Below are 12,534 nucleotides of genomic sequence, written 5' to 3'. Positions count from 1 at the left end.
TCGCCCCACACTGGTGTCGGCAACGCGCGGAACGCACCAGCGGCGCGCGCCGCTGGTGCGTTCCGCCTGTATGACGCCCGGCCGTCGTGGTGAGCGGGCCCTCAGACGTGGTTGACGCGCGCTGCGGCGATCGGGCGTTCGTTCATCTTCCACGGGGTGGGCGCGGTGACGCTGTGGCGGTACCCGGCGAAGAGCTTGGTGGCCGCGTCCGCGTAGAAGATCATGTGGCCGTAGCCGACGCCGGTGTAGCTGTTCCAGGTCGACCGGCCGGCGGCGTCGACGGTCTCCTCCCACCGGGTGTCGGGGAAGGCGCGGAAGAGGTCGAGCGCTGCGGTGCCGGTCGGGTTGCCGTGCGGCTCGCTGGTGCAGTCGATGACCTCGAACACGTACGGGATCACGTTGGGGCCGACCTTGATGTCCACCGCCGGGTCCTCCCAAGTCCCCTTGCGCTCGCGGATCATGACGATGTGGCCGGTGTATCCCCCTGGCGTGGTCGAGGCGTTCGGGAGGTAGTCCAGGGCCACCAGGTCGCCCGGGCGCAGGTTCACCGGCTTGGTGACGGGGTCGATGTGCGGGATGGCTGATGCGTTGGCGAATCCGGCCCGGAACTGCTCGGCGGTGGGGAAGTGCCTGTCGGGGTCCTTGGGGTCGACGCCGAAGCGCGCCCAGAACGTCTCGTCCGCCCACGCGTACGCCGTGGACGGCCACGGAGGCGTCGTGGCCCCGATCGGAGGCGTGGTCGCCGGAGTCGTCCCGTAGGCCCGTTCCAGCATCATGCCGATGAACGACGCGCACTGCGCCAGCGCGTTGAACTCCTCAGGGTGGCCGGGACGGCCGAAGATCGCGTGCGTGCCCGTCTCCCAGGTCTTGTCGTTCGCCCGGTACCTGTTCGCCGAGTTGCTCCAGGGCAGCAGCCGCAGGTACTCCACCAGCTGCTCGGCCTCGATCTGGTGCGCCGGCTTGACCGGGTACGGGTTCGGCGGCGGCACGGTGGGGACGGGCATCGCGGTCTCCGGCGTCGGCGTTGTCGCGGCGATGACCCGGTCGGCCGACGAGGCGGCGACGAGCGCGGCTCCGACGGCGGTTCCGGCCATGAGCGCGCGGCGGCTCAACGGCTTCTGTGACATGACAGGCCCCCCAAGGACATGGTGATGATCAGTCAGCTTGGATCATAGGACTCCCAGCGCGACCGCCCCCAGCACTCGGGTCACTGCTTGTAGGCAGCCTCCAACGCCGGAATGTCGATCTTCTTCATCTGCAGCATGGCCCGCATGACCCGGTCGGCCTTGGTCGCGTCGGGGTCGCTCAGCATCTCGGTCAGCACCCGCGGGACGATCTGCCAGGAGAGGCCGTACTTGTCCTTCAGCCAGCCGCACGGGCCTTCTTCTCCGCCCTCACCGAGCTTCGCCCAGAGCTCGTCGACCTCCTCCTGCGACTCACAGTCGACCTGGAGCGAGATCGCTTCGCTGAACTTGAACTGAGGGCCGCCGTTCAGGGCGACGAAGCGCTGCCCCGCGAGCTCGTAGGTGACGGTCATGACCGTACCCGCCTCGCCCGGCCCTGCCTTGCCGTACCGCTGGACGTCCACGATCCGGCCGTCCTTGAAGATGGAGGTGTAGTGCTTCGCCGCCTCCTCGGCCTCGGTGTCGAACCACAGGAAGGTGGTGATCTTCTGCATGATGCGTTCTCCCGGCTACGCGGCGACCAACGGCTGATCCGACGCTAACCGGCACCACCGACAAGGGCGCTCGGACGCGCCAGCCGAGTCGCCCGGTCGCACCGCCGCGCAGACCTGCATCGCCCACAGTCAGGCTTCACTCCTGGGCCTGCGCCGCCACCAGGACGTCCCCGGCGGCCGTTCGGTAGTAGAGCACCGACTTTCCGGCGCGCCGCCGTCCGACCAGGCGGGCGTCGAGCAGGACCTTGAGGTGGCGGCCCACCGACCCCAGCCCTTGGCCGGTCAGCGCCACCAGCTGCGTCGTGCTCTTCGGGCTGCCGAGCAGGACGAGTACGCCCGCCCGCGCGGGCCCGAGCAGGCGGCCGAGGGCCTCGGGCACCGAGGCCGGGACCGGCTCGGAGAGCACGCCCGAGCACGGGTAGACCACGGCGTAGCGGTGCGACGCTTCCCAGGAGACCCAGCCCCGGCGGGGTGTGACGGGGACGAACATCAGCTGGGCCCCGGAGAGCTCCCGCGGCGGGTAGTCGTACGCGTTGATCTGCAGCCGGCTCTCCCCCAGCCAGCGCATCCCCGGGCGCATGTCCTCCAGGGCCGCGGCCCAACCGCCCTGGCTCACCTGCGCCGTACGCGCGATGACGTCGGCCTCGAGGATCCGCCGACGCCGAGGCCAGGAGGGGAGCACCGATTCCGTCCACACCCACTCCAGGATGTCGGCGGCGCGTTCCGGCAGATCCGACCTGCGCAGTCGGGCGGGGAGCGGGCCGCCCAGGGACACGGTCAGGTCCGCGCGGGCGGCCTCGGCCGGCGTCTCGCGGATCCGCGCCAACTCCTGCTCGAAGGACCGCTCCCCCTCGCCCGTAGGCGTCGGGGTGAGGAAGTCGGCGTTCCAGCCGCGCCCGAGGCCGGTCCGTACGAGAAGCGCGGTGACCGGGTCCCCGGCCAGCCGCTCCCGGTAGGCGCTTCGGTGGACGTCGAGCCAGGCGCGCTCGCCCGGGTGCGCGGCCGTTCCCCGATCCAGGGTCTGCAGGCTCGCGGTGACCTCGGCCAGCGGGGAGATGACGAACCGGCTCCCCGCGAGCGTGTCCGCGTTGACCTGCCACCAGCCCATTCGTTTCGCCTCCCCGCGAAACAGTAACGCCCCGGTGGCGGCGCCACGGAGCCTTGGGCGATGCGCACCTACCAAGAACTCTTCCGGACACCGGAGTTCATGCCGCTCTTCCTGACCTGCGCCGGGCAGGTGGCGGCCCAGACGGTGAGCGGCCTGGCCCTGGGCACGCTCGTCTACGCGGCCACCGGCTCGCCGCTGCTGTCGGCGCTCAGCATGTTCGGTTCGTCCTTCGCCCAGGTGATCGGCGCGGTGGCACTGCTGTCGGCGGCCGACCGGCTGCCGCCGCGCGCGGCCATGAGCGGGATGGCGCTGGCCTTCGGCCTCGGCACCGCCGTCCTGGCCGTTCCCGGCCTGCCGCTGTGGGCCGTCTTCGCCGTCGTCCTGAGCCTGGGGCTGGTCGCCTCGGTGGGTGGCGGGGTGCGCTACGGCCTCCTCACCGAGCTCCTCTCCGAGGAGGGCTACCTGCTCGGCAGATCCGTGCTCAACATGACCTCCGGCACCATGCAGATCTGCGGGTTCGCCATCGGCGGCGTACTCGTGACCACGCTGTCGCCGCGCGGCACCCTGCTGGCCGCCGCCGGCCTCCACCTCCTCGCGGCGGTCACCGCCCGGCTCGGCCTGAGCCGCCGTTCCCCGCGCACCGTCGGACGGCCGTCGGTGGCCGTGACCTGGCGGACCAATGCACTGCTGTGGTCCGCCACGCCCCGCCGCTACGTCTTCCTCGCCCTGTGGGTGCCCAACGGACTCATCGTCGGCTGCGAGTCGCTCTTCATCCCGTACGCACCCGGGAACCCGGGGCTCCTCTTCGCCGTCGCCGCGTGCGGCATGCTCATCGGTGACACGGCGACCGGCCGGTTCGTCCCTCAGCGGTGGCGGGCCCGGATCGGCCTCCCGCTGCAACTGCTGCTCGCCGCACCGTACCTGGCCTTCGCGCTGCGCCCGGGGCTGCCCCTCGCGGCGGCCGTCGTCGTGCTCGCCTCGGTCGGGTACTCGGCAAGCCTGCTCCTCCAGGAACGCCTGGTGGCGCTGACGCCGACCGACGTACGCGGGCAGGCCCTCGGGCTGCACTCCGCCGGCATGCTGACCATGCAGGGGATCGGCGCCGCACTCGCGGGCGCAGTCGCCCAGCGCTCGTCGGCGACGACGGCGATGGCCGTGATGGCGACGGCCTCCGTCGCGGTCACCCTCGTGCTCGCACCCGGACTGCGGCCCACCCGCGCACCGGTGGGCTCGGTAAGGTCGTGAGCCATGACCGCGTCAGAGCCCACCATCCTTGCCACTTCAGGTGGTCACCGCGTCGGGGACCGTACCAGGGTGACCTTCGACGCTCTCGTGCATCACGCGGTCGACCTGTCAGGGGTCCACGGACGACGTCCTCGCGTGATGTACGTCGGCACGGCGATCGGCGACGCCGAGCACTTCACCGCACGCATGGCCGAGGCCGCTCGGGTCGCCGGGTTCGATCTGACGCCGCTTCACCTCTTCCCCATGCCGAACCTCAAGGACATCGAAGGCGCCGTCCTCGATCAGGACGTCGTCTGGGTCATGGGCGGCTCGGTGGCGAACCTGCTGGCCGTGTGGCGCGTTCACGGGCTGGACACGATCCTCCGAAGCGCCTGGGAGGCCGGTGTCGTGCTCAGCGGAGTCAGCGCGGGATCGATCTGCTGGTTCCAGGGCGGCCCCACGGACTCCTTCGGACCGGAACTGCGGCCGCTCACCAACGCACTCGGCCTGCTGCCCTACGGCAACGGTGTCCACTACGACAGTGACAAAGGGCGCCGCCCGCTGGTCCACCGGCTCGTCGCGGACGGGACCTTGCCCGTCACGCACTGCACCGATGACGGGGTGGGCCTGGTCTACCGCGGAACCGAGCTGGTCGAAGCCGTCACGGAGACGGCAGGAAAGGGCGCCTACGTCGTCGTACGGGAGGGCGACTCGGCCGTCGAGCAACGCCTTGAGCCCCGCCGGCTGCCTGTACCCCGCCACTAGCGGCACGCTGAACAGGTAAATTGACTGGACCATCGCAGGCGCCCCGGGCTCCACTCGGGCCCGGACCGGCCACCGGCGGACGGCATCCGCCCGAGAACAACAGTGCAAGAGGACCCACGCGCAGTGACCGAGATACACGAGAACGCGGAGCTCGACCGGGCCCGTGACGGCCTCCAGGGTGACTGCGCGAGCTGCTTCGGGCTCTGCTGCGTCGCACTGCCGTTCTCGGCCTCCGCGGACTTCGCGGTCAACAAGCCCGCCGGGAAGGCCTGCTCCAGTCTGCAGGCGGACTTCCGCTGTGGCATCCACACCCGCCTCAGGCAGCAGGGCTTTCCCGGCTGCACCGTCTACGACTGTTTCGGCGCCGGTCAGAAGGTCTCCCAGCTCACCTTCGGCGGGCAGGACTGGCGGCAGGCTCCCGGGACCGCGCAGCAGATGTTCGACGTGTTCCCGATCGTGCGGCAGCTCCACGAGCTGCTCTGGTACCTGACCGAGGCCCTGACCCTGCTGCAGGCCCGCCCGATCCACGGTGACATCCGCCTCGTACTCGACGAGACCGAACGTCTCACCCGCCTCGACCCCGAGACCCTCCGGGAACTGGACGTGGCGGCCCACCGGCAGACGGTCAACGCCCTGCTGCTCCGTACGAGCGAGCTCGTACGCGCCGGGACCCGTCGCAAGAAGCAGGACCGCCGAGGCGCCGACCTCATCGGGGCCAAGCTGAAGGGCGCCGACCTCAGAGGCGCCAACCTGCGAGGGGCGTACCTCATCGCCGCCGACCTCACGGGCGCCGACCTGAGGTTCGCCGACCTCATCGGAGCCGATCTCAGAGATGCCGACCTCTCGGGCGCCGACCTCACCGACAGCATCTTCCTCACCCAGCCCCAGCTCAACTCCGCGAAGGGCGACGCCGGAACGAAGGTGCCGCGCTCGCTGAACCGCCCGACGCAGTGGTCACGGTAGAGACGCAGCGGTCACGGTAGAGCGGCGCGGCGTTCGGCCGTCCGGCAGGGTGTGAGGCGGCCGGGAACCCCGGATCCCCGGCCGCCGGTCAGGGGCGCCAGGCCGGGTCGACGGCGATGGCCTTCAGCTGGTCGGTCGTCAGCGCCGGAGTGTCTGGACGGAACGTATAGCCGTTCTCGCCGTTCCACTCGGCGACCGTCACCCGGGTGCCGTCGGGGTGGAAGGCCTCGACATTCCAGGAGACCGCAGGACCGCCCCCGGACTTCGTGGCACCGCTCTCCCGGATGATCACCAGGGTGCCGTCCGGGAGGTGCTCGTTCGACTCCGCCTCGGGCCCCGCGTCGAAGTTCTTCCTCGCGCTGCGGTTCATCTCCGACGGCAGGGAGACCGTGACGGACAGCATGCTGGTCCGCCCGTCGACGGTGACCGGCAGGTGCGCCTGCCCCCGCCCGTGCTGGCCACCCTGGTCGCCGGTCTTCACCCCTGTGGGCAGCATCGTCACGGCCTTGGCCAGGATGTCGGCCGGCGCCGGAAACGCGGTGGGCGGCCCACCACGTTGCAGCCGTTTCGTGAACGGCGCCGGAGAGGCCGTCAGTTCTTGACGGTCCGCAGGATGACGAACTTCGGGTCGCTGGTGACGACCTCGCAGTTCCCGAAGAGCCGGCGCAGCTTCACGTGGTAGCCGAGGTGGCGGTTTCCGATGACCCAGAGCTCGCCTCCGGCGCGCAGCGCGTTGCGCGCACCGGTGAACATGCGCCAGGCCGTCGCGTCGGTCGTCGCCTGGTGGGTGTGGAAGGGCGGGTTGTTGAGCACCAGGTCCACCGTCCCGGCCGGTACGCCCGCGAGGCCGTCGCCGACCCGGAACTCTGCGACGGCTCCCGCACCGGCGTTGGCCCTGAAGGTGGCTTCCGCCGAGGCCACCGCCTGGTAGGACTCGTCGACGAACAGCACCTCGGCCTCCGGGTTGGCCAGCGCTGCCGCCGTCCCGACCACGCCGTTCCCGCAGCCGAGGTCCACGACGCGCTCGGGGCCGTGGCGCTTGGGCAGGTTGCGCAGGAAGAACCTGGTGCCGATGTCCAGGCGTTCGGCGCAGAAGATCCCCGCGTGGTTGGTGACGGTCAGCCCCGAGACAGCGCCGACGTCGGCGGGCAGAGCGTAGCGGACCGGCCACGGACTCGCGGCTCGGGCGAGCGTCGGGTCGGGCGAGCAGAAGATGAGCCGGGCCTTCTTCGCCGCCAGGGACGTCCGGGTCGGTCCGAGGATCTGCTCGAAGAGCTTCAGCGTCGAGGTGTGGATCTCGGTGACCATGCCCGTGCCGACGACGACGGTGCCGGCGTGGATGCGGGGTGCGAGGCGGTGCAGCTGGTCCTCCAGGAGCGCGAGGCTCTTGGGTACGCGGATCAGCAGCACGTCGATCCGGTCGGGCGGCGTGTCCCGGGTCGACAGGAGTCGTACGGCGTCCGGGGCGGCCCCGCTGCGCGCCAGGTTCGCCCGGGCCGCCTCCTGGCCGAGGAACGAGTCGGTGATCTGTACGGGGCGGTGGGCGGCGAGCGCGGTGACCAGCGCACCCCAGCGGTCGCCCACCACGACCACGGTGCCGGACAGGTCCGTCGGCTCTGCGTCGATTCCCGCGAGGTGCCGCAGCAGGTACTCGTCGGCGGCGTCCCAGGCGCGGAGCTGGTCGCGGGGGTCCTCGGGGAAGCGGGTGAGGTCGAACTCGCCCCATGACGTCGTCAAACGGTTCATTGTGCCCTCAGGCTAACCGAGTCCCCGGCCTGCCGGGCAATCGCGCCGAACGCGTCGGGCGAGGGTCGGACCGGGTCGCGGCGGAAGCCGGGAAGCCGCAGGAGTCGGCCGTTGTCGGACCCGGGTGATGGGATGCACGGGACGGAGCCGTCCGAGCCGAGGCGGCTGCAGGTGACGACCGTGGACAGGAGTGGTCGAGGTGGCTGAGTGGGCCGGCGGGCCGCAGGTACGGATCGAGCCCTGGGCGGACCACGCCCTCGATCTGCTGCGGCGCCTCAACGCACCGGAGATGACGGAACACCTCGGAGGTCCGGAGACCGAGGAGCAGATCCTCGCCCGCCACCAGCGGTACCTCGCGATCGCCGGCTCGGGGACGGGCCGGATGTTCCGCGTCGTCCTGCTGCCGGAGCGCGAGGAGGTCGGCAGCGTCGGGTACTGGGAGCGGGTCTGGCGGGGCGAGACCGTGTACGAGACCGGCTGGGGAGTCCTTCCGCAGTTCCAGGGGCGGGGCATCGCGGCCGCGGCCGTCGCGGCGGCCGTCCGCTGCGCCGCGGCGGAGGGCAAGCACCGGTACCTGCACGCGTTCCCGTCCCTCGACAACCCCCCGTCGAACGCGATCTGCCGCAAGGCCGGCTTCTCCTTCCTCTCCGAGTGCGACTTCGAGTACCCGCCGGGCACCTCCATGCGCTGCAACGACTGGCGCCTGGACCTCACGGCGGTCATCTGAGGCCGCCCTCGCAGAGAGAACAGGTGATGTGACACGCCGTCAGGCCTTCGCTGTGTGGCGATGGCCACGGCCGTGCTCTGCGGCCGATACTGGCCGAAGGCGTATCAGGGACCAACGGTGCGGAAGGACGGTGCGGCGTGGACTGGAAGCTCGAAGTGGTGGTGGTTCCCGTGGCGGACGTGGACCGGGCGAAGCTCTTCTACGGCGAGCAGGTCGGGTTCGTGGTCGACCACGACACCCGGATCGGCGACGAGATCCGCGTCGTGCAGCTGACACCACGAGGGTCTGCCTGCTCGATCGTGCTCGGCACCGGGGTCGCCGAAGGTGTGCCGGGCTCGGTGAAGGGCCTGCAGCTGGTGGTGTCCGACATCGACGCGGCACGGGCCGAACTGGTCGAACGGGGCGTGGACGTCAGCAAGGTCCAGCACTTCGACAACGGCGTGCAGGTCGAGGGCCGGGGTGGGGACTGGAACTCGTTCCTCTTCTTCAGCGACCCCGACGGCAACAGCTGGACCGTTCAGGAGTGCCCGGCCGGCAGCTGAACCTCAGGGCGAGAGTTTGATGCTCGCCGCGATCGGGAGGTGGTCACTGCCGGTCGCGGGGAGCGTCCAGGTGTCGGTGGGCGTCGCCGCGCGGGTCATGATGTGGTCGATCCGGGCCAGGGGGAAGGCGGCCGGCCAGCTGAAGCCAAAGCCCGACTCCGCGGGCGTCATCCGGGAGGTGACGGGGGCGAGGCCGCGATCGTCGAGGGTGCTGTTGAAGTCGCCCAGCAGGATGACCCGCTCCAGCGGCTCGGCGGCCAGAGCTGCGCCCAACGCGACCGCACTCTCATCCCGGCGGCCCGAGCTGAAGCCGCGAACCCCGATCCGGACCGACGGGAGGTGGGCCACGTACACCGCTGTGTCGCCGTGCGGGGTCCGCAGGGTGGAGCGCAGCCCGCGATTCCAGTCGGCCTCGAGATCCTTCGGCTTGATGTCGACCGGACGGGAGTCCACCAGGGGGTACTTGGACCAGAGGCCGACGGTGCCGACGACTGCGTGATAGGGGTACACGGGGGTGAGGACGGCCTCGTAGGCGGGCAGTGCAGCAGGTATCAGCTCCTCGAGTGCGAGGAGGTCGGCGCCGGTCCGGGCCAGGGACCGGGCGGATCCGGCGGGGTCGGGGTTCTCGTCGCTGATGTTGTGCTGAACCACCGTCAGGTCGTGTGCCGCTCCGCGATGGGCGGGCAGGAGCTGCCCGCCGAAGAGGACCAGCCAGGTGGCTGCGGGCAACGCGAGGGCGCCCAGCGCCAGGGCCGAACGGCGCAGCAGCGCCGGGATCAGCAGCACGGGAACGGCCAGGCCGACCCAGGGCAGGAATGCCTCGAGCAGGCTGCCGAGATGGGCCGCCATATTGGGCACGGCGCTGTGGAACGCCAGGAGCACGGAGACCAGTACGGCCATCGCCGCGACGGCCCGTCCCGGTCGTCGCGGTGCCGCAGGACCGTCCGACTGCTCCACCACCACTGACCGTCCCCCCGTAAGACCATCTGCCTACCGGGGAGGGGACGCCGCCGAACGCCCGGTGGTTGCGGGCCGGCACCTGCCCGCAACCGCCGGCCTCAGCCAAGTTCTGAGCCCGCGTCAGCTTCGGGGAACCGGACGACGGCCGCGCGGCGTCCCAAGACCTGCTGCCGTCGTCAATCGCTGGAGGTCTCGTCACATGTGGAGCGCGCTGGGCCTGCTCTTCGCAGCCGTTCCGCTGATCGCCTGGGCGATGGTGGCGCGGACCCGGCAGGCCGGTCCCGTGGTCGGCGTGGCGCTGTTGGCCTGCGCGGGTCTGCTGGTCGCGGTGCAGCACGGCTGGGTGTCCGCGAGCCGGGCCGACGCCCATGCCGTCTACGTGCCGGTGACGGGGCTGCTGATCGGCTTCGGGGTCCTCCTCGAACGACACCAGGAAGGCCCAGGCCAGGGCCGGTGGGTCCACCGGAGGAGCGGCGCCGTCGGCCTGCTGGTGGCCCAGCTGGCCCTGACCCTCTGCGGCTGCGCACTGTACGTGCTCATGCTCGCGGAGCCGTCCGAACCGCCGTCCGCCCGTGACGTCCCCAAGCTGCCGCCCGGCCTCACGGTGGTCTCGCAGAACAGCGGCTGCGGGACCAGCAACTGCTACCGCACGCTGGTGATCGGCAGTACGACCGGGCTCTCCCCCGACGGGATCGTTCACGCCCTCGGCCGTCCGCACGAGACCTGCCGCCCCAACGGATGGCTGCTGGATCGGCGCGACCTGTGCATAGGGGTCACGGCCTCGGACGAGCGGGTCGTGCTCTACGTCGCCCTTAACGGACTGTTCGACTGAGCACCCGCAGAGTGAAGCGTGGCCGGGGGATGCGCTGGTAGCGTCCGGGGTCATGGAGACGACGCTGCACGGCACGGCCGTCACCCTGCGACCGGCCACCGGTGAGGACGTCCCGGTGCTGGCCGGGATCCGAGCTGCGCCGGAGGTGTACGCGCGCTGGCGCGGAGGCGAGGATCTGACGGCCGAGGTGGCGGACGGCCTGGCCGAGCCCGGTACTTCGACGTTGGCGATCGAGTACGGCGGGCGGGTGGTCGGCGCCATCCAGTGGCATGCCGAGACCGAGCCGGACTACCGGCACGCGGGCATCGACATCTACCTGGATCCGGCCGTTCACGGCCGGGGTCTGGGCACCGACGCCGTCCGGACGCTCGCGCGTCATCTGGTCACCGACCATCGCTTCCACCGCCTGGTGATCGATCCGGCGGCCGACAACGCCGCCGCGATCCGGTGCTACGCCAAGGTCGGCTTCCGGCCGGTCGGCGTGATGCGCGACTACGAGCGCGGGCCCGACGGGTCCTGGCACGACGGCCTGTTGATGGACCTGCTGGCCGACGACCTGACCTGACCCCGGGCCTGATTCCCGACCGAGGCCGCCACCGACTCGGCGAGCAGTTCCGCAGCCCGTACCAGCCGCCGCTCCGGCAGACCCGCGTAACCGAGGGTCAGCGCGGGGCCGCCCGGGCTGAGCCGCATGCCGGCCACCGGCTCGACCCGCAGCCGGCGGGCAGCGGCGGCGGAGACCACGGCCGCCTCCGGGACGCCCGCCGGGAGGTCGAGGTAGAGGTGCAGCCCGGCGGCGACACCGCGCACCGTGGCCGTGGGCAGCGTCCGGTGGAGCGCGCCGACCAGCGCGTCCCGGCGGCTGCGGTACCGGGCCCGCACCGCCCGCAGGTGCCGGTCGTACGCGCCGTCGGCCAGCAGCCCGGCGAAGGCCAGCTGGTCGAGCACCCCGGTGCCGAGGTCGGCGTACCGCTTGGCCTCGCGGAAGTCCGCCGTCAGCCAGGCGGGTACGACGGCCCAGCCGAGGCGCAGCCCCGGGGCCAGCGACTTGCTCAGCGAGCCGAGATGAACCACCCGGTCGCGGGCGAGGCCCTGCAGGCAGCCGACCGGCTCGCGGTCGTACCGGAACTCGGCGTCGTAGTCGTCCTCCAGCACCACGCCGCCCGTGTCGCGCGCCCATGCCACCAGCGCGGCCCGGCGCGCCGGGGAGAGCACCACGCCCGTCGGGTACTGGTGAGCAGGGCTGACCAGGACGACGCTCGCGCCGCTCGCGGCGAGGGCGGCCACGACGATGCCCTCGTCGTCCACCGGGACGCCCACCGGCTCGAACCCGTGGGCCCGCAGCAGTTCCAGGGCGCCGGGCGAGGACGGGTCCTCGACCGCCAGCCGCCGGTGTCCCCGCGCTGCCAGGACCCCGGTGAGCAGGGCGAGGCTCTGCGAGACGCCGCTGACCACCATCACCTCCGAGGGATCGACGGCCGCGGCCCGCACCCGGCCGAGGTAGGAGGCGAGTTCGGCGCGCAGCTGCGGCGAACCGGCGGGGTCGCCGTAGCCGAGGTGGGTGTGCTGGGCCTCGGCGAGCGCGCGCCGGGTGGCCGCCAGCCAGGCGGTCCGTGGGAACGCCGCGAGGTCCGGGGTGCCCGGCTTGAGGTCGTACGCGATCGCGGGCTCCGGCGGAGCCGGTGGCGTGGCCGAGCCCGGCGCGGCGATGCCGGACGCGACCCGGGTGCCCGAGCCGTGGCGGCTCACCAGATAGCCCTCGGCCACGAGTTGGGCGTACGCCTCGACCGCGACCCCGCGCGAGACGCCGAGGTCGGTTGCGAGCGTACGGGTGGCCGGGAGCCGGACCCCGGCGCCGAGGCGGCCGTCGCGGACGGCCTCCCGCAGCGCCCTGGTGAGCTGCCCGGTCAGGTCGCCGGAGCCGTGATCGACGGTGATCAGCAGATCGCGCAAGTGGTCCTCCCGGCCGGGCTCCGAGTGGACCTGTAT

At 71.8% G+C, this 12,534-nt stretch carries 14 protein-coding genes; 7 read left to right on the top strand and 7 right to left on the bottom strand.

What is annotated here, in order from left to right:
• Nucleotides 1–101: 101 nt before the first annotated feature.
• The 3 genes from FB465_RS29955 to FB465_RS29945 all read right to left on the bottom strand — a co-directional run bounded on the left by FB465_RS29955 (nt 102) and on the right by FB465_RS29945 (nt 2,786).
• Complete coding sequence (locus FB465_RS29955) at nt 102–1,127, bottom strand: hypothetical protein (protein ID WP_145795576.1); 1,026 nt, start codon at nt 1,125–1,127, stop codon at nt 102–104.
• 80 nt (nt 1,128–1,207) lie between these two features.
• Entirely contained in the window at nt 1,208–1,678 is a 471-nt protein-coding gene (locus FB465_RS29950) for a VOC family protein (RefSeq protein WP_145795575.1), read from the bottom strand.
• A 136-nt stretch (nt 1,679–1,814) separates the two neighbouring features.
• Nucleotides 1,815–2,786, bottom strand: a complete 972-nt coding sequence (locus tag FB465_RS29945; protein ID WP_145795573.1) for an ArsR/SmtB family transcription factor — start codon at nt 2,784–2,786, stop codon at nt 1,815–1,817.
• Nucleotides 2,787–2,846: 60 nt separating this feature from the next.
• Between FB465_RS29945 and FB465_RS29940 the strand changes: the two genes are divergently transcribed.
• The 3 genes from FB465_RS29940 to FB465_RS29930 all read left to right on the top strand — a co-directional run bounded on the left by FB465_RS29940 (nt 2,847) and on the right by FB465_RS29930 (nt 5,738).
• Nucleotides 2,847–4,031 (top strand): MFS transporter, encoded by a 1,185-nt coding sequence (locus FB465_RS29940; protein WP_145795571.1) that lies wholly within the window; start codon nt 2,847–2,849, stop codon nt 4,029–4,031.
• A gap of 3 nt (nt 4,032–4,034) precedes the next feature.
• Nucleotides 4,035–4,775 (top strand): Type 1 glutamine amidotransferase-like domain-containing protein, encoded by a 741-nt coding sequence (locus FB465_RS29935; protein ID WP_145795570.1) that lies wholly within the window; start codon nt 4,035–4,037, stop codon nt 4,773–4,775.
• Between the two features lie 123 nt (nt 4,776–4,898).
• Nucleotides 4,899–5,738 carry a pentapeptide repeat-containing protein gene (locus FB465_RS29930; protein ID WP_145795568.1) on the top strand — a complete coding sequence of 280 codons (840 nt, stop codon included), beginning with the start codon at nt 4,899–4,901 and terminating at the stop codon, nt 5,736–5,738.
• Between the two features lie 88 nt (nt 5,739–5,826).
• Here the strand turns inward: FB465_RS29930 and FB465_RS29925 are convergent, their stop codons facing one another.
• The gene (locus tag FB465_RS29925; RefSeq protein ID WP_145795566.1) at nt 5,827–6,240 is read right to left on the bottom strand and encodes a hypothetical protein; all 414 of its coding nucleotides are present in this window, start codon (nt 6,238–6,240) and stop codon (nt 5,827–5,829) included.
• A gap of 89 nt (nt 6,241–6,329) precedes the next feature.
• A complete protein-coding gene (locus tag FB465_RS29920; RefSeq protein ID WP_211785886.1) occupies nt 6,330–7,484 on the bottom strand; it encodes a methyltransferase in 1,155 nt (384 codons plus the stop codon).
• Between the two features lie 199 nt (nt 7,485–7,683).
• On the opposite strand from FB465_RS29920, the gene FB465_RS29915 reads away from it, so the two are divergent.
• Together FB465_RS29915 and FB465_RS29910 are read left to right on the top strand one after the other, a co-directional pair.
• A complete protein-coding gene (locus FB465_RS29915) occupies nt 7,684–8,211 on the top strand; it encodes a GNAT family N-acetyltransferase (RefSeq protein ID WP_145795562.1) in 528 nt (175 codons plus the stop codon).
• Between the two features lie 137 nt (nt 8,212–8,348).
• Nucleotides 8,349–8,753, top strand: a complete 405-nt coding sequence (locus tag FB465_RS29910; protein ID WP_145795560.1) for a VOC family protein — start codon at nt 8,349–8,351, stop codon at nt 8,751–8,753.
• Between the two features lie 3 nt (nt 8,754–8,756).
• Here FB465_RS29910 and FB465_RS29905 read toward each other — a convergent pair whose 3' ends face one another.
• Nucleotides 8,757–9,716 (bottom strand): endonuclease/exonuclease/phosphatase family protein, encoded by a 960-nt coding sequence (locus tag FB465_RS29905; RefSeq protein ID WP_425461223.1) that lies wholly within the window; start codon nt 9,714–9,716, stop codon nt 8,757–8,759.
• Between the two features lie 196 nt (nt 9,717–9,912).
• Here FB465_RS29905 and FB465_RS29900 point away from each other — a divergent pair, with 196 nt between their 5' ends.
• Complete coding sequence (locus FB465_RS29900) at nt 9,913–10,545, top strand: MFS transporter (RefSeq protein ID WP_145795558.1); 633 nt, start codon at nt 9,913–9,915, stop codon at nt 10,543–10,545.
• Between the two features lie 52 nt (nt 10,546–10,597).
• The gene (locus FB465_RS29895) at nt 10,598–11,110 is read left to right on the top strand and encodes a GNAT family N-acetyltransferase (protein WP_145795556.1); all 513 of its coding nucleotides are present in this window, start codon (nt 10,598–10,600) and stop codon (nt 11,108–11,110) included.
• On the opposite strand, the gene pdxR is transcribed toward FB465_RS29895, so the two are convergent.
• Nucleotides 11,038–12,498: a MocR-like pyridoxine biosynthesis transcription factor PdxR gene (gene pdxR / locus FB465_RS29890; RefSeq protein WP_170290721.1), complete on the bottom strand. Its 1,461-nt coding sequence runs from the start codon at nt 12,496–12,498 to the stop codon at nt 11,038–11,040. The two genes, FB465_RS29895 and pdxR, sit on opposite strands and share 73 nt — an antisense overlap.
• Nucleotides 12,499–12,534 lie beyond the last annotated feature (36 nt).

The organism is Kitasatospora atroaurantiaca, assembly GCF_007828955.1.
Taxonomy (GTDB): Bacteria; Actinomycetota; Actinomycetes; order Streptomycetales; family Streptomycetaceae; genus Kitasatospora; species Kitasatospora atroaurantiaca.
Note: the sequence above shows the minus strand (reverse complement) of the source record. Positions and strands in the feature narration are given on the sequence as shown.